Origin of the sequence: Streptomyces luteolus (assembly GCF_029968015.1) — a bacterium.
Classification (GTDB): Bacteria; Actinomycetota; Actinomycetes; order Streptomycetales; family Streptomycetaceae; genus Streptomyces; species Streptomyces luteolus.
In genome coordinates, this window is sequence record NZ_JASCIS010000005.1 from 16,488 (window position 1) to 41,035 (window position 24,548).

General features: G+C 72.4%; 18 protein-coding genes and 2 pseudogenes. 10 read left to right on the plus strand and 10 right to left on the minus strand.

From position 1 onward, the window contains the following. Positions 1–30: 30 nt before the first annotated feature. On the plus strand, positions 31–585 hold the full coding sequence (locus tag QIT00_RS06085) for a glycoside hydrolase family 25 protein (protein WP_282534058.1): 555 nt from the start codon (positions 31–33) through the stop codon (positions 583–585). On the opposite strand, the gene QIT00_RS38900 is transcribed toward QIT00_RS06085, so the two are convergent. Together QIT00_RS38900 and QIT00_RS06090 are read right to left on the minus strand one after the other, a co-directional pair. Further along, a complete protein-coding gene (locus QIT00_RS38900) occupies positions 575–772 on the minus strand; it encodes an endonuclease domain-containing protein (protein WP_408909733.1) in 198 nt (65 codons plus the stop codon). The two genes, QIT00_RS06085 and QIT00_RS38900, sit on opposite strands and share 11 nt — an antisense overlap. Before the next feature lie 490 nt (positions 773–1,262). After that, the gene (locus tag QIT00_RS06090) at positions 1,263–1,988 is read right to left on the minus strand and encodes a FadR/GntR family transcriptional regulator (protein WP_282534059.1); all 726 of its coding nucleotides are present in this window, start codon (positions 1,986–1,988) and stop codon (positions 1,263–1,265) included. A 308-nt stretch (positions 1,989–2,296) separates the two neighbouring features. On the opposite strand from QIT00_RS06090, the gene QIT00_RS06095 reads away from it, so the two are divergent. Together QIT00_RS06095 and QIT00_RS06100 are read left to right on the plus strand one after the other, a co-directional pair. After that, complete coding sequence (locus QIT00_RS06095) at positions 2,297–3,991, plus strand: 2-isopropylmalate synthase (protein ID WP_282534292.1); 1,695 nt, start codon at positions 2,297–2,299, stop codon at positions 3,989–3,991. Further along, the gene (locus QIT00_RS06100) at positions 3,991–4,821 is read left to right on the plus strand and encodes an ABC transporter ATP-binding protein (protein ID WP_282534060.1); all 831 of its coding nucleotides are present in this window, start codon (positions 3,991–3,993) and stop codon (positions 4,819–4,821) included. Before QIT00_RS06095 ends, QIT00_RS06100 begins: the two co-directional genes overlap by 1 nt. A 285-nt stretch (positions 4,822–5,106) precedes the next feature. On the opposite strand, the gene QIT00_RS06105 is transcribed toward QIT00_RS06100, so the two are convergent. Both QIT00_RS06105 and QIT00_RS06110 read right to left on the minus strand, forming a co-directional pair. Next, positions 5,107–6,426: a DUF3100 domain-containing protein gene (locus QIT00_RS06105; protein WP_282534061.1), complete on the minus strand. Its 1,320-nt coding sequence runs from the start codon at positions 6,424–6,426 to the stop codon at positions 5,107–5,109. Next, positions 6,423–7,646, minus strand: coding sequence for a M20 family metallopeptidase (locus tag QIT00_RS06110; protein WP_282534062.1), 1,224 nt, complete (start codon positions 7,644–7,646; stop codon positions 6,423–6,425). Before QIT00_RS06110 ends, QIT00_RS06105 begins: the two co-directional genes overlap by 4 nt. A 90-nt stretch (positions 7,647–7,736) precedes the next feature. Here QIT00_RS06110 and QIT00_RS06115 point away from each other — a divergent pair, with 90 nt between their 5' ends. Then, positions 7,737–8,777, plus strand: a complete 1,041-nt coding sequence (locus QIT00_RS06115) for an Lrp/AsnC family transcriptional regulator (protein WP_282534063.1) — start codon at positions 7,737–7,739, stop codon at positions 8,775–8,777. A 76-nt stretch (positions 8,778–8,853) separates the two neighbouring features. On the opposite strand, the gene QIT00_RS06120 is transcribed toward QIT00_RS06115, so the two are convergent. Beyond that, positions 8,854–10,509 (minus strand): acyl-CoA dehydrogenase family protein, encoded by a 1,656-nt coding sequence (locus QIT00_RS06120; RefSeq protein ID WP_282534064.1) that lies wholly within the window; start codon positions 10,507–10,509, stop codon positions 8,854–8,856. Between the two features lie 30 nt (positions 10,510–10,539). Beyond that, a complete protein-coding gene (locus QIT00_RS06125) occupies positions 10,540–11,148 on the minus strand; it encodes a TetR/AcrR family transcriptional regulator (protein ID WP_282534065.1) in 609 nt (202 codons plus the stop codon). Between the two features lie 123 nt (positions 11,149–11,271). Between QIT00_RS06125 and QIT00_RS06130 the strand changes: the two genes are divergently transcribed. The 6 genes and pseudogenes from QIT00_RS06130 to QIT00_RS06155 form a co-directional block, all read left to right on the plus strand. After that, the gene (locus QIT00_RS06130; protein ID WP_282534066.1) at positions 11,272–12,903 is read left to right on the plus strand and encodes a class I adenylate-forming enzyme family protein; all 1,632 of its coding nucleotides are present in this window, start codon (positions 11,272–11,274) and stop codon (positions 12,901–12,903) included. 131 nt (positions 12,904–13,034) lie between these two features. Continuing rightward, complete coding sequence (locus tag QIT00_RS06135) at positions 13,035–13,631, plus strand: TetR/AcrR family transcriptional regulator (protein WP_282534067.1); 597 nt, start codon at positions 13,035–13,037, stop codon at positions 13,629–13,631. Between the two features lie 253 nt (positions 13,632–13,884). After that, the gene (locus QIT00_RS06140; RefSeq protein ID WP_282534068.1) at positions 13,885–14,820 is read left to right on the plus strand and encodes a TauD/TfdA dioxygenase family protein; all 936 of its coding nucleotides are present in this window, start codon (positions 13,885–13,887) and stop codon (positions 14,818–14,820) included. Between the two features lie 43 nt (positions 14,821–14,863). Further along, positions 14,864–16,159, plus strand: coding sequence for an MFS transporter (locus QIT00_RS06145; RefSeq protein WP_282534069.1), 1,296 nt, complete (start codon positions 14,864–14,866; stop codon positions 16,157–16,159). Positions 16,160–16,199: 40 nt separating this feature from the next. After that, a complete protein-coding gene (locus QIT00_RS06150) occupies positions 16,200–17,918 on the plus strand; it encodes an aldehyde dehydrogenase family protein (protein ID WP_282534070.1) in 1,719 nt (572 codons plus the stop codon). Positions 17,919–18,077: 159 nt separating this feature from the next. Further along, a pseudogene (locus QIT00_RS06155) lies at positions 18,078–18,979 on the plus strand (MFS transporter); the annotation flags it as partial. 103 nt (positions 18,980–19,082) lie between these two features. Here the strand turns inward: QIT00_RS06155 and QIT00_RS06160 are convergent. From QIT00_RS06160 to QIT00_RS06175, 4 genes and pseudogenes are all read right to left on the minus strand, one after another. Next, a complete protein-coding gene (locus tag QIT00_RS06160) occupies positions 19,083–20,996 on the minus strand; it encodes a helix-turn-helix domain-containing protein (RefSeq protein ID WP_282534071.1) in 1,914 nt (637 codons plus the stop codon). A 129-nt stretch (positions 20,997–21,125) separates the two neighbouring features. Beyond that, positions 21,126–21,658, minus strand: a pseudogene (locus QIT00_RS06165) (SDR family oxidoreductase). 88 nt (positions 21,659–21,746) lie between these two features. Continuing rightward, complete coding sequence (locus QIT00_RS06170) at positions 21,747–23,003, minus strand: amidohydrolase (RefSeq protein ID WP_282534072.1); 1,257 nt, start codon at positions 23,001–23,003, stop codon at positions 21,747–21,749. Beyond that, on the minus strand, positions 23,000–24,388 hold the full coding sequence (locus tag QIT00_RS06175; RefSeq protein ID WP_282534073.1) for an MFS transporter: 1,389 nt from the start codon (positions 24,386–24,388) through the stop codon (positions 23,000–23,002). Before QIT00_RS06175 ends, QIT00_RS06170 begins: the two co-directional genes overlap by 4 nt. Between the last annotated feature and the right edge of the window lie 160 nt (positions 24,389–24,548).

The following is a 24,548-nucleotide window of genomic DNA, read 5'->3' on the forward strand; positions in this document are numbered from 1 at the left end:
CAGATCTCCCGATCACCGGAAGGCGACTTCATGATCCGCGGGATAGACGTCAGTTCCTACCAGTCCGACTTCAGCACCGAGGGCGTCGACTTCGTCATCGTCAAGGCGACAGAGGGCCGCTCCTACGTCAACCCCCGCATGAACGCCCAGGTGAAGAAGGCCCGCGACGCCGGCTGCGTGGTGGGCTTCTACCACTTCCTGTGGCCGGACAACATCAAGGCGCAGGCGGAGTACTTCGTCTCCAAGGCGGTGGAGAGAATGGGGGACATTCTGGCTTGTGACTGGGAGTCAACCGGAGAGGGGACTTACGCGAGTAATGCGCAGAAGGATCAGTTCATCGAGGAAGTGAAACGGCTTCGGCCTTCGAATCGAGCGGGCCTGTACTGTAATCGGAATTTCTGGCTAACTGTCGATAAGACATCCTACGCGGGTGACTTCCTCTGGATTGCCGACTATGTCACGGCCGGAAAGCCCCGAATCCAGGCCAAGTGGCGTATCCACCAATACACTTCGACGCCGCTCGACAAGAACGTGGCTGACTTTTCCAGCCGAGCGGCGATGAAGGACTGGTCAACTATCGACTGAGTTTCCGCCTCAGTCGACCGGCCGGCGGGTCGGCCAGATAGACATTCATCACCTCGAAGGTCTTGAGGTGCGACGGCAGCGTCTCATACCAGGAGATGCCGTTGATGTTGCATTTCCCGCACACCAGGCCACGAACGCATCGCCCACAGGCTCGCGCACCGGGGCAGCACGCGTGATCGTGGTCGATGTGTGGAGTACCGGCCCGCCCCCATGTCCCGAGTCCCGCATATCGCGCACACTCCGTCCTGAAACATCAGGAGTTCATCGACGAACTCCTTCGTCACCTTGTAGTGGCTCAGGCGAAACCGCCCGGCATTGCAGGGCTTGCAGTACGGGCGCGGCATCTTCGTCCTCGCGTCCAGCGTGTATTCGGTCAGCTCCTTTACTTCCCGACAGTCGAGGCATTGGACGAGGCCGCTTTCAACCATGGCGATCACCTGCCCCTGCCCTCACCTTGACCGGAGTGGCTTCAATGGTTTACCCAGGCGCTCCTGTTGATAGTGCGCCCCACAAATCCCTCTGGCGGACGCGAACGCGTGCCGATCTGACCTCCGCCCACAACTCCACCCCTCTCCCCTGGCTGCACAAACCTGCACCGAACCCCGCCGCTCACCACGTGCATCAACGTTCACAAACCGAACAACGACTCGAATCCGTACGGGTTACGCCCGGCTCCATCACCCCCGCAACCGTCCCAACGTCTCCCCCAACTCCCCCCGCAACGCCCGCGCGGCGCCCTCCTGGTCGCCCTGGTCGATCGCGTGGACGAGGGCCTCGTGGGTGTCGTCGCCCGGGTTGGGGTCGGGGGTGCGGAGGGTGAGGAGGGTCAGGAGGTCGATGAGGGCCTGGCGGAGGGCGGGGGCGAACTCGGCGAAGAGGTCGGTGAGTACGGGGTTGTGGGCGGCGGCGACCACGGCGGCGTGCAGGGCGATGTCGGCGTCCACGAAGGCCGCGTCGTCCGCCGCGGCCGCCTCGCGGCGGGCGGCGAGGGCGGTGTGCAGGGCCGCGATGTCGGCGGGGGTGCGGCGTTCCGCGGCGAGGCGGGCCGCTTCGACCTCGACGAGCATGCGGACCTCGTAGACGTCGACGACCGCGGCGCGGCGCAGGCGGGTGGGCCAGTCCTCGGTGGGGTGGAGGGCGGTGACGAAGACCCCGGCGCCCTGGCGGGCCTGGACGAGTCCGGCTCCGGCGAGGGCGCGGAGGGCTTCGCGGAGGGTGGAGCGGCCGATGCCGAGTTCCTTGGCGAGGGTGGTCTCGCCGGGGAGCCGGGTGCCGACGGGCCAGTCCCCCGCGGCGATCCGGGTGCGCAGGCGTTCGGTGGCCTGCTCGACGAGGGGGCTGGGGCGGAGGGGCCCGAGCGAGGGTGTGGGCGAGGGCGTAGGCGGGGGTGTGGGTGTGGGCATGGGGTGGGCCTTCCGAGGGGCCGGGCGCCTCGGGGGGGGCGAGGAGCGCGAGGGGTGCCAGGAGCGCGAGGGACGCACGGCGGAAACAACTTGTCTGAGGAGCGGAGGTGTGTCTAGTGTAACGGGCATGTTCTTCTGCGGAGTTCTTCTTCTCGGCTGCCGCGGCGGGGTCTGACACGACCGGCACCCCGCCGCGGGGTGCCGTGCTGCCGGTCGCCGACCGAGAGGGACGACCGAGAAGGACGACCGTGGAAAAGATCAGCGTGAACTCCGTCGCGTACGACTGGAATCCGCAGGCGGCGAGCGGCATGCCGTTCCACCGCTACCGGCCCGCCCACGCGCGGGTCTCCCTGTCCGAGCCGGTGTCGCGGGACTGGCCCTCCGCGCGGATCGAGCGGGCGCCGCTGTGGGTGCCGGTGGATCTGCGGGACGGGAACCAGGCGCTGGCCGAGCCGATGGGGACGGATCGCAAGCGGCGCCTGTTCGATCTGCAGGTGGCCATGGGGTTCAAGGAGATCGAGGTCGCGTATCCGTCGGCGAGCCGGACGGATTTCGACTTCGTACGGCATCTGGCGGGGGCCGTCGCGCGGGGTGAGGTGCCGGACGATGTGACGGTCGTGGTGTTCACGCCGGCGCGTCGCGATCTGATCGAGCGCACGTTCGCGGCGGTCGAGGGGCTGCCGCGGGTGGTGGTGCATCTGTACGCGGCGACCGCGCCGGTCTGGCGGGACGTGGTGCTCGGCAAGGGGCGGGGCGAGCTGCGGGCGATGGTCGAGGACGCGGCGCGGCTCATGGTGAAGCTGGGCGGCGACCGGGAGGGGCTGCGGTTCCAGTTCTCGCCCGAGGTGTTCAACCTGACCGAGCCGGACTTCGTCCTGGAGCTGTGCGGGGCGGTGACGGAGCTGTGGGACGCCTGCCCTCAGCGTCCGGTGACGCTCAATCTGCCGGCGACGGTGGAGGTGGCGACGCCGAACGTGTACGCGGACCAGATCGAGTACATGCACCGCCATCTGGACCGGCGCGAGTCGGTGATCCTGTCCGTGCATCCGCACAACGACCGCGGTACGGGGGTGGCCTGCGCGGAGCTGGCGGTGCTCGCGGGGGCGCAGCGGGTGGAGGGCTGCCTGTTCGGCAACGGGGAGCGGACGGGCAATGTGGACCTGGTGACGCTGGCGCTGAACCTGTACACGCAGGGTGTGGACCCGATGGTCGACTTCTCGGACATCGACGCGGTGCGGCGGACGGTGGAGCACTGCAACCGGCTGCCGGTGCACCCTCGGCATCCGTACGGCGGTGAGCTGGTGCACACGGCGTTCTCGGGGACGCATCAGGACGCGATCAGCAAGGGGATGGCCCACCATGCGCTGCGGGCGCGGGAGTTGGGGGTGGCGGAGTCGGAGGCTCCGTGGGACGTGCCGTATCTGCCGGTCGATCCGGCGGATCTGGGGCAGACGTACGAGGCCGTGATCCGGGTGAACAGCCAGTCGGGCAAGGGCGGTGTGGCGCATCTGCTGCGGGCGCACCGCGGGGTGGATCTGCCGCGTGAGCTGCGGGCGGAGTTCGCTCGGGTGGTGCAGGCGGCGACGGACGACAGTGGCGGTGAGGCCGACCCCGCGTCGCTGTGGGAGCTGTTCGAGGCGGCGTACGTGACGCCGGGTGCGGCCGGTGAGCAGGTGCGCCTCGCGTCCTGGCGGGTGGACCGGGATCCGTCGGGCGAGTACCGCTTCGTGGGTGCGCTGAGCGTGCACGAGCGGGCGGGTGACTACGAGGGCACGGGCCCCGGTCCGGTGTCGGCGTTCACGCGGGCCCTGGCGGCGGCCGGGGTGGAGGTGGCGGTCCTGGACTTCGTGGAGCACGCGACGGGTCCGGGCGCGGAGGCGTCGGTTGCGGCGTATGTGAAGTGCCGGGTCGGTGAGCGGGTCGTCTGGGGTGCGGGCCTGGCGCCCGCGACGGTGACGGCCGCGGTGTCGGCGGTGCTCGCCGCTGTGAACAGGGGCCTGTGATGGGCGAGTTGGGGTGTCTCGGCGGGCGTGACGCGGTCCTGCGGGTGTCGGACGCCTCGGTCGTACGAGAGGGGCGTGTGCTGCTCGACGGGGTGTCGTTGGCGGTGCGGGCCGGTGAGCACTGGGCGCTGCTCGGGGCGAACGGTGCGGGCAAGACGACGCTGTTGCGGCTGCTGGGGGCGCTGGCGCATCCGACGCGGGGTGCGGTGGAGCTGCTCGGGCACCGGATCGGGCGGGTGGATCTGCGGGAGTTGCGTGCGCTGGTGGGGCACGTGGACCCGCGGCATCCGCTGCGGTCGCCGCTGCGGGTGCGGGAGGTCGTACTGACCGGGCTCACCGGCAGCGTGGAGCCGGTGCCGCGCCGTTCGGTGTCGGCGGAGCAACTCGCGTACGCGGATGAGCTGTTGGAGCTGCTGGGGGTGGCGGGTCTCGCTCAGGCGCGGTGGCCGCAGTTGTCGCAGGGCGAGCGGGGGCGGGTGCTGATCGCGCGGGCGCTGCTGCCGAGGCCTCGGCTGCTGCTCCTGGACGAGCCGGCGACGGGTCTGGACGTGCCGGGTCGTGAGCGACTGCTGCGAGGGCTGGACGCGTTGCGGTCGGCGGATCCGGGGCTTGCGACGGTTCTGGTGACGCATCACCTGGAGGAGTTGCCGGAGGGCACGTCGCACGCGCTGCTGCTGCGTGCGGGCCGGGTCCTCGCGCGGGGGCCGGTGGACGAGGTGCTGACCGGTGACTCGGTCAGCGCGTGCTTCGGTCTGCCGATGGTGCTGACGCGCACGGACGGCCGTTGGCACGTACGGTCCAGGCGGCCGGCGGGGGCGGTGGCGGGCTGAGCACGGCCGTGGGGGGGGGGGGGGGGGGGGGGGGGGGGGGGGGGGGGGGGGGGGGGGGGGGGGGGGGGGGGGGGGGGGGGGGGGGGGGGGGGGGGGGGGGGGGGCCGGGGGGGGGGGGGCGGTGGTGTGGGGGGGGGGGGGGGCGCGGCGCGAGGCATCGGGGGCTCCGCCCCCGGACCCCCGCTCCTCAAACGCCGGAGGGGCTATTTTTTAGGGGCGCGGGGAACTGCGCGACCAGCCACGACGGCGCCGCAGCCGAACGACGGCCGCGAAGCGGGACACAACTCAGCCAAGCCCCAGCGTGACCTCCGCGATCAGCGCCGACACCACGAACGACGCCGCGAACGAGACCAGGCCGACCAGGACGATGCGCCAGCCGACGCGGCGCAGGGTGCCGAAGTCCTTGCCGAGGCCCAGGCCCGCGAGGACCAGGACCGGGGTGGTCAGGGCGAGGAACTCGACCGGCTCCAGGAGGGCCGAGACCTGTTCGCCGACCGGGGACCACGGCGAGCTGAGCAGGATGCCGATCGTCGTGACACCGATGATCGGTGACAGTTTCGTGTACGTGCGCAGCGCCAGCGCCACGAGGACCACGGCCGTCATCAGGGCGTAGCCGGCGAGGATCCTCCCGTCGAAGCCCTTGTTGAAGAGGACGGTCGACAGCAGCATCAGGACGACGACCAGGGGGAGGGCGAAGCGGATTGAGGCGGCCGCGGGTGCCTCCGGGGCGGCGGACTCCTGCCGCGGTTCGGCCGCGGCCTCCTGCGTCGGCTCGGGCTGCTTCCGCCTGCGGGTGAGGAGCCGGTAGAAGCGCTCGGCCATCGGCAGCGCCACGTACATCCCGACGTACAGGCCGAGCAGGCTCGTGATCAGGTTGCTGACCGCGGCCAACGCCAGGATCTGGTCGGCGAGTTGGGGGTACTCGGCCGCGATCGCCGCCGAGGAGGCCGCCATCACGGAGCCGGAGCCGACGCCGGTGCCCATGGCGAGGGCCAGCGGGTCGAAGAGGCCGGTGCCCGCGAGGAACGAGGCGAGCAGGGTGACGTAGAGGCCGCCGACGATGGTGCCGAAGACGTACATCGACAGGACGCCCCGGTACTCGTCGGAGTCGGCGCCGTACCGCTCGGAGACGATGGCGAAGGAGCCCTCGCGGTCGATGGAGAAGCACGCGCCGACCGCGGGGCGGCCCATGCGGAGGAGGACCGCGAGAGGCAGGGAGAACACGACCGTGCCGAAGAGGTGCCCCAACTCCTGGAGCAGCAGGGCGGGTCCGGCGTCGGCGAGCACGGGCAGGTTCTCGCCGACGAGGAAGCTGAGCCGGACGCTGAGCAGCAGGATGCCGACCTGGACGGTCTGCGTGGCGATCTGTTGCAGCCGTACCGGCAGCGGTCTGACCTTCTGGACGCTGACGGCGCCGCCGATGAGGATGCCCCAGACCAGCGGGTGGAGCGTCACTTCGCCGACGCCGAGGTCGAGGGTGTGCGGGCCGATGAGTTCGGCGATCGCGGTGAGCAGCAGGGCCGTGAGGACGAGCGGTGCGTACGAGGCGAGGCGGGCCCTGGTCGCGGCGGCTCTGCGCGAGGCGGGTGTGGTGGTCGTGGTCATCGCCCGCTCCGGTCGGGGGTGTGGGCGGTGCGGCCCCGCTGTTCGGCGAGGAGTTCGCGGCGCAGCGTCTCGTCCTGGGCCACGGAGACCGCGGTGAGGGCCATGGCGGTGGCGCCGTCGACGACGGTGGCGTCGGCCTCCGCGCTGATCACGTCCTGGGCGAAGCCGTGGGTGTGCGGGGCGTTGGTGCTGCCGCGGACGGCGATCATCGGGTGGATGCTGGGCAGCAGGTGGGAGACGTTGCCCATGTCGGTGGAGCCGCCGCTGAGCGGGGAGCGCTCGGCGAGGGGGCGGCCGATGCGGTCCAGGGCGGCGGCATACCGGTTTGCGAGGCGTACGTCCTGTCGGAGGGGCGCGTACTCCGGTTCGGTCTCCTCGAGTTCGAGGGTGCAGCCGGTGGCCAGGGCGCCCGCCTCGAAACAGGCAAGGACGCGGGCGTGCAGCTCGCGCTGGGCATCCAGGTCGAACTCGCGGACCTCGAAGTCGACGACGGTGCGCTCGGGAATGATGTTGGTGGCCCGGCCGCCCTCGCGGACGAACGCGGCGACGCGGGCCGTGGCGGGCAGTTGCTGGCGCAGCAGGCCGAGGGCGACCTGGGTGACGACCGCGGCGTCGGCGGCGTTGACGCCGAGCTGGGGCGCGGCGGCGGCGTGCGAGGCCTTGCCGGTGAAGGTGGCGGCCCAGCGGCCGACGCCCTGCGTGGCGGTGTCGGCGGGGTGGGTGTCGGCGTTGCCGGGGTGGACCATCATCGCGACGGTCAGGTCGTCGAAGAGGCCCGCGTCGATCATCAGGACCTTGCCGCCGCCGTGCTCCTCGGCGGGCGTGCCGAGGACCTTCACGGTGATGCCGAGGCGGTCGGCGACCGGGGCGAGGCCGAGGGCGGCGCCGAGGGCGGTGGTGGCGATGATGTTGTGGCCGCAGGCGTGGCCGACGTCCGGGAGCGCGTCGTACTCGGCGCAGATGCCGACGACGAGGTCGCCCGTCCCGTACGACGCCTTGAAGGCGGTGGGCAGGTCGGCGACGCCGCGCTCGACGTCGAATCCGGCCTCGGCGAGGGCGTCGGCGAGGGCGTCGGCGGCCCGGTGCTCCTCGAAGGAGAGCTCGGCGAATCCGTGGATGTCGTGGCTGAGCCGGACGAGTCGCTCGCGGAGTCCGGCGATCTCGGCGACGACGGCGTCGCCGAGGTCCGGGGTGGTCTCCTGGTCGGCCAGGGTCGTCATGGCGGGCCCCTCCGGTGGTGGCTCGTGCGAGTAGTGGCGACCAGAGTGGGGGGCGTGCCAGATCGAGCGGTCCCGATGCATGATTCCGTCATGGACATGAACAGAGCACCGGATTCCGTCAAGCTCTCGGAGCTGGACCTGGAGATCGTCAACGCCCTGCAGATCAATCCGCGCGCGTCCTGGGCGGCGGTGGGCCGCGCCCTGGACGTGGACGCCTCGACGGCGGCACGGCGCTGGGCTCGGCTGCGGGAGCTCGGGGCGGCGTGGGTGTCGTGTCAGCCGCTGTTCGTGCCCGATCCCGCGATGGCCCTCGTGGAGATCACGGGCGAGCCGGGCCGCAGCCTGGAGGTGGCCGAGGCGCTGGCCGGGGATCCGCAGGCGATGACGATCGACGTGTCGGCGGGTGCGCGCGATCTGCTCGTGACGGTGGTGTGCGACGACGCGGACCAGCTGTCCTGGTATCTCCTGGAGCGCCTCGCCCGGGTGCCGTACGTGCTGCGGGTGCAGAGCCACGTCCTGGTGAACACGTACACGGACGCGAGCCGTTGGCGGCTGCGCGCGCTGAGCCCGGCGCAGGAGCGGACGCTGCGCGCCGGGCTGCCGAAGCCGCCGAAGGACGTCGGTACGTATCTGCCGACGGCGGCGGACCGGGAGCTGGCGGCGGCCCTGTCGGTCGACGGCCGGGTCCCGCTGAGCGACCTCGCACGGCTGAACGGCACCAGCGAGAGCACGACGCGGCGTCGCCTCAACCAGCTGATCGGCGACGGCAGTCTGCGCCTTCGCTGCGAGCTGGCCCGTGCGCTCACCGGCTGGTCGGTCTCGGAGTGGCTGTTCGCGCGCGTGCCATCGGACCGGCTGGACGAGGCGGCGGCCACGCTGTCGACGATCGGTGAGGTGCGGGCGATGCTGTCGGCGGCGGGCCCGTTCAACCTGCTGATCGCGGTGTGGCTGCGCACGATCAGCGACGGGCAGCGCCTGGAGACGTCGATCATGCGCAAGCTGCCGCATATCGATGTGGTGGACCGCAGCGTGGTGATCCGCCCGTACAAACTCGCGGGCCGTCGCCTGGACCGCCGCGGCTTCTCGACGGGGACGGTGCCGCTGGATCTGCATCGGCGGCCGGAGATCTGAGGGGGGCAGGGGGGTGCCTTGTTTTTTTGATGTCACAGTGAGACATCAAAAAAACAAGGCACCCCCGACCCCCGTCTCAAGCAGGCAACCGCTCCAGGATCCCCCCGAAGTCCGTGCCCGGCGCGAGTGTGCCGAAGGCCAGGCCCTGGTCGCCCGCCAGCCGGGACGCGCAGAACGCGTCCGCGACGGCTGCGGGCGCGTGCCGTACGAGGAGGGAGCCCTGGAGGACGAGGGCCGCGCGTTCGATGACGCGGCGGGCGCGCAGCGGGGCGTCCTCGGTGAGGACGAGCTGGTCCCGCAACTCCCGCCAGGCGGCGTCGAGTCGGGCGTCGGCGCCGGTCGCGGACTCGATCTCCGTACGGAACGCCTCCAGGGACTCCGGTTCGCGGGTCATGGCGCGCAGCATGTCGAGCGCGTTGACGTTGCCGGAGCCCTCCCAGATGCCGTTGAGCGGGGCCTCGCGGTAGAGGCGTGGCATGCCGGAGGCCTCGTCGTAGCCGTTGCCGCCGAGGCATTCCAGGGTCTCGGCGACGATCGTGGGCTGGCGCTTGCACACCCAGTACTTGGAGACGGCGGTGGCCAGGCGCAGGAACGCGCGCTCCTGGGCGTCGCCCCGCTGCGCCCGGTCGGCGGCCCCGGCGAGGCGCAGGCCGAGGGTGGTGGCCGCCTCCGACTCCAGGCCGAGGTCGGCGAGGACGTTCCGCATCAGCGGCTGGTCGATGAGCTTGGCGCCGAAGACCGAGCGGTACCGGGTGTGGTGGGCCGCCTGCGCGAGGGCCTCGCGGATATGGCCCGCGGAGCCGAGGACACAGTCGAGCCGGGTCATCGTGACCATCTCGATGATGGAGCGCACGCCCTTGCCCTCGGGCCCGACGAGCCATGCCACGGTGTCGTCGAACTCCGGCTCGCTGGAGGCGTTGGAGCGGTTGCCGAGCTTGTCCTTGAGGCGCTGGATGCGGAAGGTGTTGCGGCTGCCGTCGGGCAGGACGCGCGGCACGAGGAAGCAGGTGAGCCCGCCGGGCGCCTGGGCGAGGACGAGGAACAGGTCGTTCATCGGGGCGCTGGTGAACCACTTGTGGCCGCGCAACCGCCAGGTCCCGTCGGCCTGTTCGGTCGCGGCGGTGGTGTTGGCGCGGACGTCGGTGCCGCCCTGCTTCTCGGTCATGCCCATCCCGGCGAGCAGCCCGCGCTTGCCGGTGGGGGTGCGCAGGCCCGGGTCGTAGACGTTCCTTGTGAGCAGCGGCTCGTACGTCTTGGCGAGGTCGGGGGCGTTGCGCAGGGCGGGGACGACGGCGTACGTCATGGAGACCGGGCACATATGGCCCTGCTCCAGCATGGTGGCCACCATGAACGTGGCCGCCCGCGCGACATGTGCGCCGGGCCGCTCGTCCGCCCACGCGGAACCGGCGGCGCCCGCGCCGACGGTGGCGGTGAGCAGGGAGTGGTACGCGGGGTGGAAGTCGACCTCGTCGACGCGGTTGCCGTAGCGGTCGTGGGTGCGCAGTTCGGGCTCGAAGCGGTTGGCCTGGTCGGCCCAGGTGCGGGCCTCCTCGCTGCCGACGAGCCGGCCGAAGGTGTGCAGGTCGTCGAGGTGCCACGCGGCGCCCTCGCGTCGTACGCCCTCGATCAGGACCGGGTCGTCGGCGGCGTCGTGTCCGGTCAACGGGGGTGCCTGGTTGGTGACTTGGTGGGTCACGGCGGTGGGGTGGCTGCTCGGCGCGGCCGTGGTCATGGTGGCTCCTCCGGTGGGCTTCGGGGTCGGTCAGTCGCGTGGGGCGCCCACGCAGCGCAGTGCCATGGCGGTCAGTTCGGCGATGAAGGTGTCGACGGCACGCTTCTCCGGGTCGCCGAGCGGATAGACGAGGACCTCGCCGATCGCGCCGCTGAGGGCCGCCGCGGTGATCTCGTCGTCCTGCTGGGGCAGCGCTCCCCGCGTCATGCCGTCACGCACGACTTCGGCGAAGAGCACGCGGTAGCGCCGCCGGAACTCCAGGCGCTCGGCGCCGACCGCGGGTTCGGCGGGGGCGGCGAGCAGGGCGTACGCGAGACCGCGGTTCTGCAGGGCGCGGCGGGCGAACACCTCGACGGCGCGGCTGAGGCGCTCGACCGGGTCGCCCGGCGCGTGCAGGACCTCGCCGAGCACCTCGACCTCGCGCCCCGCCGCTCGCCGGAACACCTCGACGGCGAGGGCCGACTTGGACGGGAAGTGCTGGTAGACCGAGCCGGCGGCGATCCCGGCCGCGTCGGCGACCGCGGAGACGGAGGCCTGGGCCCAGCCCACCTCGGTGACGACCTCGGTGGCGCAGCTGACGAGCCGCTCGCGGGTCGCTTCCAGGCGGCGGATCTCGGCAGGGGTCTTGCGGTAGGCCATGAAAGAAGTGAACCATCATTCAGAGCTTCTTGCCAGAGCCTTCCCGCGGCGAGAGCTTCCGCCAAGGCCCCCCTCCCCCTCCCCCGGCTCCGGCGCCCCGCGCCCGCCCGTCAGGAGAACGTGATGCACCTCAGCACCCTGCTGGACAACGCCGTCGGCTCGGCCGGCGACCGGCGAGCCCTCGTCTACGGCGAACAGCGCTGGACCTACCGGGAGTTCGCGGACGCCGCCCGCCGCGCCGCGACCGTGCTGCGGGAGGCAGGCCTGCGCCCGGGCGACCGGCTCGCCGTGATGACGTACAACACCCCCGCGTTCCTGTTCGCCGCGTTCGGCGCCTGGTACGCGGGGGCCACGCTCGTGCCGGTCAACCACAAGCTGCAGACGGCCGAGGTGGGGTACCAACTGCGGCACTGCGGGGCCGAGCTGGCCGTGGTGGACGCGGAGATCGGCGAGCGGGCGACCGCCGCGGACGCTCCGGTGCGCTGGCTGGTCAGCCACCCGGACGCCGCCGCCGAGGAGCGCCCGGCGGACTCCTTCGAGTCCCTCGTCGCGACGGCCGAGCCGTGGCGGGGCGAGCCGCGGCGGGACGAGCCCGGGCGGGGCGAGCCGGGGCGGGGCGAGCCCGGGCGGGGCGAGCCGCGGCGGGACGAGCCGTGGCGGAGCGAGCCCGGGCCGGACGGAGACATCGCGCAGATCCTCTACACGTCCGGCACCTCGGGCCGCCCCAAGGGCTGCGTGCACACCCATCGCGGCATCGCCCTGGCCGCCACGTACACGGCGACTTCCATCCCGCTCCGCCGCGACGACCGCTTCCTGATCTGCATGCCGATCTGGCACGCGTCCCCGCTCAACAACTGGACGCTGAGCACTCTGCTGCTCGGCGCGACCGTGGTGCTGCAGCGCGAGTACGAGCCGCGCGCGATGCTGGAGATCGTCCAACGCGAGCGGATCACCGCCCTGTTCGGCGCCCCGATCGCCCTGATCGCGCCGGTCCAAGCGGTCCCGGAGTTCGCCGACTTCGACGTGTCCTCCGTACGCGCGTGGATCTACGGAGCGGGCCCCCTGGACGCGGACACGGCGCGCAGCCTGATGAAGGCCTACGGCTCGGACGACTTCCACCAGGTGTACGGGATGAGCGAGATGGGGCCCGTCGGCTCGTCCCTCTCCCCCGCCGAGCAGGTCGAGAAGGCGGGCTCGATCGGCCGCGGCGGGATGCCCGGGGTGGCACTGCGGGTGGTGCAGCCGGACGGCACCGACGCCGAGGCGGGGCGGACCGGCGAGATCTGGCTGCGCGCGGACACCCGCATGGTCGGCTACCTGGACGACGAGGCGGCCACGGCCGAGGCGTTCGCCGGAGACTGGTACCGCAGCGGTGACCTGGGGCGGATCGACGCGGACGGGTTCGTCACCGTCGTCGACCGGATGAAGGACGTGATCATCACCGGCGGCGAGAACGTCGCCTCGCAGGAGGTCGAGGGCGCACTGCGCGGCCACCCCGACGTCCTCGACGTCGCCGTGGTGGGGCGCCCGCACGCGCAGTGGGGCGAGACCGTGGTCGCCGTCGTGGTGCCGCGCGCGGGCGCCGGGCTCGACCTCGCGGGGCTGCGGGCCTGGCTGGAGAGCCGCATCGCCCGCTACAAGCTGCCGCGCGAGCTGATCCTCCGCACCGAGCTCCCGCGCACTCCGTCGGGGAAGATCACCAAGCATGTCCTGCGCGCCGAACTGGCGGCGTCGGCGGGGGCGGTTAGCGGTTAGCGGTTAGCGGTTAGCGGTTAGAGCCCGCCTCCCCGATCTGTGCGTGCCAGGCGTCGCGGGCCCGCACGGATCGGGGAGACGAGCCCTGGGCCCTCGCACTCCACGTCGACGCCTCCGCGTAGGGTCACGGCATGGAGCGAGCACAGCAGGTACGGCGGGGCCCGGGGCGGCCGCGTGAGGAGCGGGTCACCCGGTCCGTGCTCGACGCCGTGGCGGAGCTGGTCGCGGAGCGCGGCATGGGCGCGCTGACCATGGACGCCGTCGCGGCCCGTGCCGGTGTCGGCAAGCCCGCGATCTACCGGCGCTGGCCCACCAAGCAGGACCTGGTGATCGCCACCGCCGAGTCCCGGATCGGCCCGCTGACGGTGCCCGACATGGGCGACTTCCGTGCCGAGCTGCGTGCCGTCCTGACCGCGCGCATGGAGGCGTACCGACAGCCCGGCGTCGGCCGACTGCTCGCCGGGGTGATCGGCTCGGCGGCGGAGGCGGGCTCGGAGCCCGCCGGGTACCGCGCCTACACGGCGCGGGTGATGAGCGAGACCCGGCATCTGCTGGACCGCGGGGTCGCGCGCGGGGACGTGCGCGCGGACGCCGACCTCGGGGCGGCGGCGACGCTGGTCGCGGCGTCCCTGGTGTTCCGGCTCGTCGGCGAGCACGCGCTGCCGGACGAGGCCCTGGTCGAGTCCCTGGTGGACCTGATCGGACGGTCGGTCGCGCCCGAGGCGTGAACTGACCGACGCGCCAGGCGCGACCGGCCTCAGAGCGACGGGGCCGGCACCGAATCGCAGCGCCAACTCCCCTACGCGTACGGCCCGTTGATGGCCCACGCGCACCCGCCCATGCCTGCGGCCGTCCCCGTACCCCGCTCCGCGGACTCCTCCCGGCACGCGCGAAATCCACTCGCTCCACCCCCTTGCCCCGCCGCATCTCAATATCGATACTGCCGGTTACGTAATCAGCGTTTCGTCGTCGGGAGGACCCATGAACGCCGTCACGACCACGCCTGTCGCCCAGCCCGCCCCCGTCCTGGACAAGCCCCTGATGCACTACGGGCGCCGCGTCCTCGACCGGCTCGCGCCCGAGGCCGAGCCGTTCACGTACCGGCGGCTTGAGATCAGCCCGCTCACCCCGCACTTCGGCGCCGTGCTGTCCGGCGTGGACCTGACGCGGGCGATCGGGGACGAGCTCGCCGAGGAGCTGCGGCAGGCCCTGCTGGAGTGGAAGGTCATCTTCTTCCGCGGCCAGACCGGCTTCGACGCCGACCACCAGCTGGCGCTGTCCCGGGTGTGGGGCGACGTCGAGGCCAACCCGTTCTTCCCGAAGACCGGTACCGCCGGGATCTCCCGGCTCGCCAAGGACGCCAGGGCCGTCGGCAACAAGAACATCTGGCACAGCGACCACTCGTTCATGGCCAACCCCTCGCTCGGCGCCGTGCTGCGCGCCGTCGAGGTGCCCGCGGCGGGCGGCGACACCATGTGGGCGGACATGGGCGCCGCGTACGACAACCTGCCCGCCGACCTCCAGGAACGGATCGAGTCGCTCGTCGCCGTGCACGACTGGGAGGCCAGTTGGGGCGCGCTGATGAACGACGAGCAGAAGGCGGCGTTCCGGGCCGACTGGCCGCGGGTCGAGCACCCGGTCGTGGTCCGCCACCCGCGCAGCGGCCGCAGGACGCTGTACGTCAACGAGCCCTTCACCCGGTTCATCAAGGGCCTGTCCGAGGCGGAGAACCGCGAGCTGCTCGACATCCTCGTGCTCCAGGCGCGCATCCCCGAGTTCCAGATCCGCTTCCACTGGGAGCCGGACTCGATCGCCGTCTGGGACAACATCGCCACCCAGCACTACGCGGTCAACGACTACTTCCCGCAGCGGCGCGTGATGGAGCGCATCGCCATCGCCGGGGTTCCGCTGTCCTGAGCGCCCTTCGCCTTCTCCCACCCTCTCTCACCCTGGAGCACAGATGAGCGCGGTACCGACCGTGGCCCGTAAGGCAGTGGGGGCCATCGAGCACGACAGCAGGCGCGCCTGGACGGTGACCGCGCTGCTCGTGGTGTTCATGATGATCAACTTCGCGGACAAGTCCGTCCTCGGGCTCGCCGCCGACGAGATCCGTGCCGATCTGCACCTGAGCGCCACCGAGTTCGGCCTTGCCAACAGCGCGTTCTTCCTGCTGTTCTCGGTCGCCGCGGTGGTCGTCGGGCTCGCCGCCGACCGGGTCTCGCCGAAGCTGCTGATCCTCGTGATGGCCGTGCTGTGGGCCGTGGCCCAGGTGCCCGCGGCGATCGGCGGCGGCCTCGCCGTGCTGATCGCCTCCCGGGTCTTCCTCGGGGCTGCCGAGGGCCCGGCGTTCCCGGTGGCCCAACAGGCCACGCTCGCCTGGTTCCCGAACCACCGGCGGAACCTCCCCGGCGCCCTGATCACCCTCGGCGTCACCCTCGGCGTGATCGTCTCGGCGCCGGGCCTCTCCTGGGTGATCCAGCACCACGGCTGGCGGGCCGCGCTCTGGGTGCTCGTCGCCATCGGCGTCGTCTGGTCGGTGGCCTGGGCGGCGCTCGGCGCGGACGGACAGCACCGAACCGGCCCGGAGCCACCGGCCGCAGACTCGACAGCCGACCCCCAACTCCCCTCGTACCGCGAGATCTTCGGCAGCCGTACGTGGATCGGCACCACCCTCGCCTACTTCACCAGCTACTGGTCCGTGGCCCTGATGCTGGTCTGGCTGCCGTCGTATCTCCGGGGCGCCCTCGGCCACTCCGCGCACGCGGCGGGCACGCTCGTCGCCGCTCCGTGGGCGGTCGGCGCCGTCGTACTGCTCGCGCAGGCCGGGGTGACGGGGCGGCTGATGCGGCGCGGGGTCGGCAGCCGGATCGCCCGCGGCTGGGTCGGCGGCGGGCTGCTCGTGTTCGGCGCCGCCTGCTGCCTGGCGCTGCCGCTGGTCGACGGTGCGGGCGCGAAGACCGCCCTGGTCGCGCTCGGCTTCGGCGTCGGCGGCTCGTACGCGACGATCGCCGCGACCACGGTCGCCGAACTCGCCACGCCCGCGCGCAGCGGCGGTGCCCTCGGCGTGATGAACGCCGTCGTGACCCTGGCCGGGCTCGCCGCTCCGGCCGTCGTCGGCGCGCTGGTCGACGCGCAGGGCACCGGCGGCTACCAGAGCGCGATCGTCCTGGCCGGACTGCTTCTCGCCGTCGGCGCCGCAGCGTCCTTCCTCCTGGTCGACCCGGACCGCGACGCAACCCGCCCGCTCACCCACTGACTCCCCCAACCCCCTCCCTTTGCACAGGAGTTGCTGCCCTATGACACCCGTACCGGACCTCGACCTCGACCTCGCTCCGCTCGACCAGGCCGTCGCCGACCTGCGCGCGCACGCCGCGTCCTGGACCGCGACCGCGCTGCCGGAACGCATCGCCCTGCTGGAACGGATGCTGCCGCGCATCGCCGCCGAGGCCCCCGGCATGGTCGCCGACGCCGCCCACGCCAAGGGGTACGACGCCGACTCGCCCTGGGCGGCGGAGGACTGGACGACGGCTCCGTGGGCGCTCGCGCAGGGCGTGCGGGCGTATCTGCACGTGCTGCGGCGCCTGGCCGCCGGGCACGACCCGCTGCCGGATGCGGCGGTACGCTCCCACGGCGGCCGTACCGTCGTCGACGTCTTCCCCGCCACCCCCACGGACCGGCTGCTCCTGAACGGCTTCACCGCCGAGGTGTGGACGCTGCCGGGCACGACCCGCGAGGAGGTACGGCGCCGGGCGGCCGGCGAGTACCGCGGCCGGGCAGGCGCACCCGCGGTCGCCCTTGTGCTCGGCGCCGGGAACGTGCACGCGATCACCCCGCTCGACGTGCTGCACAAGCTGTACGCCGAGGGCGAGGTCGTCCTCGCCAAGATGAACCCCGTCAACGCCTACCTGCGGCCGCACTTCGAGAAGGTCTTCCACGAGTTCGTGGCACACGGCTGGGTCCGGTTCGTCGACGGCGGCGGCGCCGAGGGCGCGTATCTCACCGAGCACGAGGGCGTCGACACCATCCACGTCACCGGCAGCGAGCGCACGCACGACGCCATCGTCTGGGGCACCGACGACCGGGCCGAGCAGCGCCGCCGTACGGACACGCCGCTCAACGACAAGCCGTTCACCAGCGAGTTGGGCGGCGTCAGCCCCTGCATCGTCACCCCCGGGCCGTGGAGCGACGCCGACTTCCGGTTCCAGGCCGAGCACATCGTCACCAGCAAGCTGAACAACTCCGGGCACAATTGCGTGGCCAGCCAAGTGCTCCTCGTACCGCAGGACTGGGACGGCACCGAGCGGCTGCTCGTCGAGGTGCGGCGGCTGCTCCGGGACCTGCCGCCACGCGCCGACTACTACCCGGGGGCGCTCGAGCGGCTGCGCGCGACGGCCGACGCCCACCCGCAGGCGGAGGCCCTCGGCGAGGACTGCGGCCGCCTGTTCCTGTCCGACCTCACCGACCCGGACGACCCGATGGTCACCGACGAGGTGTTCGCCTCCGCCCTCGGCGTGGTCCGACTCCCCGGCGACGACGCGCCCCAATTCCTGCGCAGCGCCGTCGCGTTCGCCAACGACCGGCTGCCCGGCACGCTCGGCGCCACCCTCCTCGTCCATCCCCGCACCGAGCGCGACCACCGCGCGGCCGTCGACGAGGCCGTGGCCGCGCTGCGCTACGGCACCCTCGGCGTCAACTGCTGGTCGGCGTTCGGCTTCCTGCTCGGGTACACGCCGTGGGGCGCGTTCCCCGGCCACACCCGGCAGGACATCGGCAGCGGCATCGGCTTCGTGCACAACGCGTTCCAGCTGACGGACGTCGAGAAGACGGTGCTGCGCGCACCGTTCGCGCCCGCGCCGCGCGGCCTGTTCACCGGCTCCCCCTCGCTCTCGCCGCGCCCGCCGTACTTCGTCACCAACCGCACCGCCCGTACGACGATGGAACGCCTCACCGCCTTCACCACCTCGGGCGGTCTGCGGCGGCTGCCGGGAATCTTCCTTTCGGCACTGCGGGGTTGAGGGGACTTCGGGTGGGGGGTGGCGTCGCCCCCGGTTCTTCGGCCGCGACCCGGAGGTCGGCCATGAGACCGCCGCCTCGCCGCCGAAATCCGGAGCGCGACGCCATAGCCACCCTCCGAACTATGGGGTCCCACCTCCACCACCTCCAACCTCAAGCGCATCGTCGCCGCGAGCCTGATCGGCACCACGATCGAGGGGTACGACTTCTTCCTCTACGGCCCGGCCGCCGCCCTGGTCTTCAACCAGTTGTTCTTCCCCGAGTCCGACCCGCTCGTCGGCACCCTCCTCTCCTTCCTCACGTACGCCGTCGGCTTCGCCGCACGCCCGCTCGGCGCCCTGGTCTTCGGGCACTACGGCGACCGGCTCGGCCGCAAGAAGCTGCTCGTGCTCAGCCTGCTGATGATGGGCGGCGCCACGTTCGCCATCGGTCTGCTGCCCACCCACGCGACCATCGGCACCGCCGCGCCGGTCCTCCTGACCGTGCTGCGTCTGGTCCAGGGCTTCGCGCTCGGCGGCGAATGGGGCGGCGCCGTGCTCCTCGTCTCCGAACACGGGGACGCCCGCCGCCGCGGCTTCTGGGCCTCGTGGCCCCAGACCGGCGCCCCCGCAGGGCAGTTGCTCGCCACCGGTGTCCTCTCCGCGCTCACCGCGCTCTCCGCGCTCCTCTCCGAATCGGCCTTCACCTCATGGGGCTGGCGCGTCCCGTTCCTGCTCTCCGGTGTGCTGGTCATCGTCGGCCTGTGGATCCGTCTCTCGGTGGACGAGTCCCCGGTGTTCAAGGAGGCGCCCTGGCGCGCGCCGAGGCCAAGAAGGCCACCGCCGAGGGCGAGCGGCAGGTGGAGAAGATGCCGCTGGTCGCCGTCATGCGCCACCACTGGCGTGACGTCCTGATCGCCATGGGCGCCCGCACGGCGGAGAACATCAGCTACTAGGTCATCACCGCCTTCATCCTCGTGTACGCCACCACCTCCGCCGGTGTGTCCAAGCAGTCCGCCCTGAACGCCGTGCTCATCGCCTCCGCCGTGCACTTCGCGGTCATCCCCGCCTGGGGCGCCCTCTCTGCGGGCGTTCCCCTCCCTCTGTCAGCGGGTCAGCGGGTCAGCGGGCGTTCGGCGTCGCGTCCCACGGTTCGACCGCAGCGCCCCACGGTTCATCCGAAGCGCCCTACCGCTCGACCGCGGCGCCCAACCGGTGCAGCCGCAGCGCCAGTTGGATCTCCAGTGCTCTGGACGGGCTCTGCCAGTCCTCCCCCAGGAGGCGCCCGATGCGTTCCAGGCGCTGCGCCACCGTGTTCACGTGGACGTGGAGCTCGTCCTTCGTACGGGCCGGGCTCATGCCGGCGGAGAAGTACGCGTCGAGGGTGTTGACGAGGTCCGTGCCCCGGCGTGCGTCGTACGAGACGACCTCGCCGATCGTGCGGCTCACGAAGCCCGCGACGTCCCGGCCGTCCGAGAGCAGCAGCCCCAGGAACCCGAAGTCCTCGGTGGCCGCGCCCTGTCCCGTACGTCCGAGGAGGCGCAGGGCTTCCACGCATCTGTGCGCCTCCGCGCACCCCACGGACACCGCCTCGGGGTCGGCCGCCGGGGCGCTCACCGGGCCGGAGGCGCCCACGGTGACCGGCTCCTGTGCGGCACCGCTCAGGCATTTGGCCGCCTCCTGCGCCAACTCGGCCTCGGCGCGGGGCTGTTCGACGGGGAGCAGCAGGACCGTACCGCCGTCGCGTTCCGCGGCCAGGCCGTGCCGGGTGGCCGCCAGGTGCGAGGCCGCCGCCCAGAGCCGGCCGCGGGCCGCGCCCTCACGGTCACCGGCCGTCCCACCGGAGCCCAGGTGGGCGGCGAGCACCACGTGCGGGGAGTCCAGATCGGCCTGCAGGCGTGCGGCGCGTTCGCGGAGCAGGCGGGGGTCGTGGTCCCGGCCGTCGAGCAGGTCGTCGAGGAGTTCGCCGCGCACCCGCCGCTCGGCCTCGCCCGCCGAGCGGCGGGCCAGGAGCAGCAGCGACGTGACCATCGCGGCGCGCTCCAGGGTGCGTTGGTCGACCGGGTCAAGGGCGGGGTGGCCGCGCATGACGAGGGCGCCGAGCAGTTCGCCGCCGGCTGCGACCGCCGCGATCCAGTCGTCGCCGTGCGGCACGGCGTGGCCGTCGGCGCGGGAGCGTTCCAGTGCCTGGGCGGGGGCGGTCGCGCTGTCCCTGAACTCGACCGTGCCGTCGAGGACTTCGGACACCGCGTCCGCCACGTCCTGCACTCCGCCGCCGCGCAGTACGAGCTGGGCCAGGCGGTCGTGCACGTCCGAGGCGCGCTCGATGACGCCGCTGCGGTCCTGGATGATCTCGCTGGCGTGCTCCAGGTCGGCGAGGGCCGTACGCGTCTCGGCCAGCAGGTTCGCCGAGTCGATGGCCGCGGCGGCGAGTGCGGCGAAGGAGCGGACGAGGGCGATCTGCTCCCGCTCGAAGACCCGTGCGCGGCGGTCGGCGGCGAAGAGCACGCCGATCACTTCCGTGCCGAGCAGCAGGGGCACCCCGAGGATCGCGACGAGGCCTTCGTCCTCCACCGCCGTGTCGATGGACCGGGTGTGGCGGAAGCGTTCGTCCCGGAAGTAGTCGTCCGTGACGTAGGGACGGGCGGTCTGGGCGACGAGGCCGCCGAGCCCCTCCCCCATGCCGAGCCGCACCTGCTGGAACCTGGCGGAGACCGAGCCTTCGGTGACCCGCATGTAGGTGTCGCCCTCGGCCGGGTCGTTGAGGGACAGGTACGCGATGTCCGTACCGAGCAGGGAACGGGCGCGGTGGACGATGGCCTGCAGCACCTCGTCGAGATCGCGCAGCCCCGCCAGGTCATGGGCCGTCTCGAACAGCGCCGACAGCTCCGCCTCCCGCCGTCTGCGGCCTTCGAGCTCCGCGCGCACCCGCAGCGCGAGGAGCTTGGCGTGATCGAGCGCGGCGATGCGGTCGGCGGACGCGCCCTCGGCTCGGGCGCGGCGCACCGGCTGCTCGTACGCCTCGGCGTCGGCGTCCCGCGCGAGCAGCTCGAGGAAGGGTGCCTCCGCACTCACGGCGGTCGGCGGGTGATCGATGGACATGAGGACAGCATGACCGACACGGCCGACATCGCCGCCAGGCCTGTGGATAACTCCTTCCCGACGTGTGAGCGGGGGAGCGTTGTGAGCGGGTGGCCAGTGGACTGTCCGGCGGATCAGGCCCCCTGCAGGTCAGTGCGCCGTCCATCCCCCCGTCGACGACCATCGACGTGTCGGTGATGAACGAGGACTGCGGGGCGCACAGGTACGCCACGGCCTCGGCGACCTCCGCCGGTTCGATCAGCCGCTTCACCGCGCTGTCGCGCAGCATCACGTCCCTGAGCACCTGCTCCTCGGGAATGCCGTGCGCGGCCGCCTGGTCGGCGAGCTGCTTCTCGCGCGCCCCGCAGGCGGAACGGCGCATCGAGCATCACCGTGAGCACGGCGTGGAAGACCTCGGGCGGGAACTCCCCGATGGGGCGCACCAGTTGGAGCCCGGCGTTGTTGACCAGGATGTCTCTGCCCACGCCGGCCCGCTCGGCGGCGTCGAGGTCGGTGAGGTCAAGTGCGTACGCCTCGATGCCGCCCGCGCCGTCGCCCCGACTGTACGGGCGGCCTGCTCCTCGGCGACGCGATCGGAGGCCGGTGCGGACCGGCCGGCAGCGTCGGCGCCGCCGACCGGTCCTTCGGACGGGGTGCGGGGCACGGGTGAGGCGCTCATGCAGGCACCCACCCTAGGCAGCACATCTGACCGCCCTCATATGGTCAGAACCCACACTTCAAGGCTGAGATCTGGGGTCGAACCACGTGGGTTCATCGACCATTGCGGCTCGCGACCCCCGCCAGGAGGCGGCTCCGCTGTTCCTCCGTGGCCGCGAGTTCGGCCCCGACCAGGGCGAGTGCGGTGGCGCCGTCGAGGACGGCGCGGTCGGCTCCGGGGGTCTTGCCGTGGGCGGTGAACTCCGGGGTGTGCTGCAGGGCGCCGTCGGTCTCGTAGCCGATGGTCGGGTGGATCGTGGGCACGAGGCGCGAGACGTTGCCCATGTCCGTCGAGGCCAGCGTCTCGCCCTGGCAGTCGGCCACCGTGCGGCCGAGCGCCCGGGCGGCCCTGACGTACGTCTCCGTCATGTACGGATCCTGCCGCAGCTCGGCGAAGTCCCGCCCGTGCACGTGCAGTTCGAGCTCCGCTCCGGTGGCGAGGGCGCCCGCCTCGAAGCAGGCCCGGACCCGGTCGCGTACGGCGGAGAGCGCCTCCAGGGAGGGTGCCCGGACCTCGTAGCGCGCGGCGGTCCGCGCGGGGATGACGTTCACGGCCTGGCCGCCCTCCGTGACGATGCCGTGGACCAGCGCGCCGGGCGGGAGTTGCTGGCGGAGCAGGCCGATCGCGGTGTGGGCGAGGGCCATGGCGTCGAGGGCGTTGACGCCTTCCCAGGGGGCGACGGCCGCGTGCGAGGGGGTGCCGGTGTACGCGATGTCCCAGGCGCCGATGGCGAGGGAGGACGCGCCGACGCTGTCGTACGGGGCGGCGTGCACCATCATCGCGGCGGCGACGTCGTCGAAGACCCCTTCGTCCAGGAGCAGCACCTTGCCCCCGATGTCCTCCTCGGCGGGCGTGCCGACCAGCTTGACGGTCAGGCCGAGCCGGTCCGCCACCGCGGCCAGACCGAGGGCCGCGCCGACCGCCGCCGCACCGTTGACGTTGTGGCCGCAGGCATGGCCGATGCCGGGCAGCGCGTCGTACTCGGCGCAGAAGGCGAGGACCAGGTCTCCGGTGCCGTATGTGGCGACGAGGGCGGTGGGCAGTTCGCCCACACCGCGGGTCACGGTGAAACCGGCGTCCGCCATCAGGTCGGCGATCTTCGCCGCCGAACGGTGCTCCTGGAGCGCGGTCTCGGGCTCGTCGTGGAGGCTGTGGCTGAGTCCGACCAGCCGGTCGGCGTAGGCGCGTACGGCGGACTCCACGGTCCCCGACACCTCGTCGGCGGCGGTGGGGTTGTCGCGTACGTAGTCGCGTACGTAGTCGCGTACGTAGGGGGTGTAGTCGCGTGCGTAGTGGGTGTGCGTCGTCATGCCAGTCCTCCGGTCTCCACCGCCTGCTCGGACGGTCGTACGGCGGGGGTGTGAGCCCCCTGGGGTGTGCGGTAGCGCAGGGCGAGGGCCGAACCGAGGACGGCGACGGCCGCGCAGGCGCCCCAGCCCCACAGGAAGCCGGACTCCCCGATGTGTCCGCCGCCGGGCGCGGGGTGCGCGGCGAAGCACGCGCCGATGACTGCGGCGCCGATGGCCGCGCCGAGGGACAGGGCCAGCTCGTTGAGGCCGACCGCGAGCGCGGTCTCGTGCTCCGGGACGACCTCGGCGGAGAGCGTGCGCGTGATCGACTCGAAGAGGCCGGTGGCGAATCCGACGACGAGTGCGGCGGCCAGGTACTGGCCGAGGGTGTCGTGGAACAGCGCCATCCCCACGAAGCCAAGCGCGATCAGGCCGCCGCCCGCTGCGAGCACCGCGCGGTCTCCCACGCCGCGGGCGATGCGGGGCGTGAGCGTCGAACCGACGAACCCGGCGATCACCATGGCGAGCGAGACGGTGGCGATCGTCCGCGGGCCGAGGCCCATGCCGTAGCCCGCGTCCGCCGGGGACGCGCCCAGGAACAGGGCGTTGGCGCCGAGGAAGCCGATCGTGCCGAACGCGGCGCAGAACGTGTGGCCGCTGACCACCGCGAGCCGCGGGTTGGCCAGCATCCGCACGCTGACCAGCGGATGCTCCGCCCGCCGCTCGACCACCACCCAGGCCGCGAGCAGCACGACGGCCACCGCGGCGAGGCCGAGGGTCGACGGCGCGGCCCACCCCCAGGAGCTGCCCTGCGCGAGGACCAGGACGAGCGCGATGAGCCCGCCGGTCAGCAGCGTGGCCGCGCCGTAGTGGAAGCGACCGCCGCGCGGTGCGTCGCTGTCCGGCAGCACCGCTCCGGCGAGCAGGGCGAGCGCCGCCACGGGAACGGCCGCCCACAGTCCCGCCGACGCGTGCTGCTCGCTGAGCGCGCCCGCGACCAGGCCGCCGACACCGATGGAGATGAGGAGGACACCGACGAGCAGGGAGATCCCGGTACGGTTCCGCTCCGGCGCCCGGGACCGCAGGATCCCGACGAGCAGCGGGAAGAAGCCGACGAGGGCACCCTGAAGCACCACTCCGACGGCGAGGGTGAGGGCCGTCGGCCACACGGCCATCAGGAGCGAGCCGCCCGCGACCATCACGAGGGCGATACGCAGCAGCCTGCGGTGGCCGTAGAGGTCGCCGAGGCGTGAGATCAGCGGCGTCATCACGGCGAACGCCAGCTGGGACAGCAGGTAGATGTTGTTCTGGCCTACGCCGCCGATGTGCAGCTGCGCCCCGAGCTCGGGCAGCAGGGGCGTGAGATAGCCCTGCACGATGCCGCTGAACAGCACGACGACGGCCATGGCCGGGAGCATGCGGAACCCCGATGCGCGCCTGGACAATGCCTCACCCCTTGTGGTGGCCGGAACCGGAAGTGGTGGCTACTGTGCGGGTCGGGGCGCGAGTGCCCTCGTAGATCGAAGAATTCGTGCGTAGGCAGCCGGTCCGGTGCGAGAAACGGTC

Excerpts from the sequence above, each read along its gene's own strand:
- QIT00_RS06140 (WP_282534068.1), top strand. The coding sequence starts at position 13,885 with ATGAACGCCGTCACGACCACGCCTGTCGCCCAGCCCGCCCCCGTCCTG.
- QIT00_RS06105 (WP_282534061.1), bottom strand. The coding sequence starts at position 6,426 with ATGACCACGACCACCACACCCGCCTCGCGCAGAGCCGCCGCGACCAGG.
- QIT00_RS06125 (WP_282534065.1), bottom strand. The coding sequence starts at position 11,148 with ATGGCCTACCGCAAGACCCCTGCCGAGATCCGCCGCCTGGAAGCGACC.
- QIT00_RS06175 (WP_282534073.1), bottom strand. The coding sequence starts at position 24,388 with ATGGCCGTCGTCGTGCTGTTCAGCGGCATCGTGCAGGGCTATCTCACG.
- QIT00_RS06145 (WP_282534069.1), top strand. The coding sequence starts at position 14,864 with ATGAGCGCGGTACCGACCGTGGCCCGTAAGGCAGTGGGGGCCATCGAG.
- QIT00_RS06110 (WP_282534062.1), bottom strand. The coding sequence starts at position 7,646 with ATGACGACCCTGGCCGACCAGGAGACCACCCCGGACCTCGGCGACGCC.
- QIT00_RS06100 (WP_282534060.1), top strand. The coding sequence starts at position 3,991 with ATGGGCGAGTTGGGGTGTCTCGGCGGGCGTGACGCGGTCCTGCGGGTG.
- QIT00_RS06160 (WP_282534071.1), bottom strand. The coding sequence starts at position 20,996 with ATGTCCATCGATCACCCGCCGACCGCCGTGAGTGCGGAGGCACCCTTC.
- QIT00_RS06150 (WP_282534070.1), top strand. The coding sequence starts at position 16,200 with ATGACACCCGTACCGGACCTCGACCTCGACCTCGCTCCGCTCGACCAG.
- QIT00_RS06120 (WP_282534064.1), bottom strand. The coding sequence starts at position 10,509 with ATGACCACGGCCGCGCCGAGCAGCCACCCCACCGCCGTGACCCACCAA.
- QIT00_RS06095 (WP_282534292.1), top strand. The coding sequence starts at position 2,297 with ATGCCGTTCCACCGCTACCGGCCCGCCCACGCGCGGGTCTCCCTGTCC.
- QIT00_RS06085 (WP_282534058.1), top strand. The coding sequence starts at position 31 with ATGATCCGCGGGATAGACGTCAGTTCCTACCAGTCCGACTTCAGCACC.
- QIT00_RS06135 (WP_282534067.1), top strand. The coding sequence starts at position 13,035 with ATGGAGCGAGCACAGCAGGTACGGCGGGGCCCGGGGCGGCCGCGTGAG.
- QIT00_RS06170 (WP_282534072.1), bottom strand. The coding sequence starts at position 23,003 with ATGACGACGCACACCCACTACGCACGCGACTACACCCCCTACGTACGC.
- QIT00_RS06130 (WP_282534066.1), top strand. The coding sequence starts at position 11,272 with ATGCACCTCAGCACCCTGCTGGACAACGCCGTCGGCTCGGCCGGCGAC.
- QIT00_RS06090 (WP_282534059.1), bottom strand. The coding sequence starts at position 1,988 with ATGCCCACACCCACACCCCCGCCTACGCCCTCGCCCACACCCTCGCTC.
- QIT00_RS06115 (WP_282534063.1), top strand. The coding sequence starts at position 7,737 with ATGGACATGAACAGAGCACCGGATTCCGTCAAGCTCTCGGAGCTGGAC.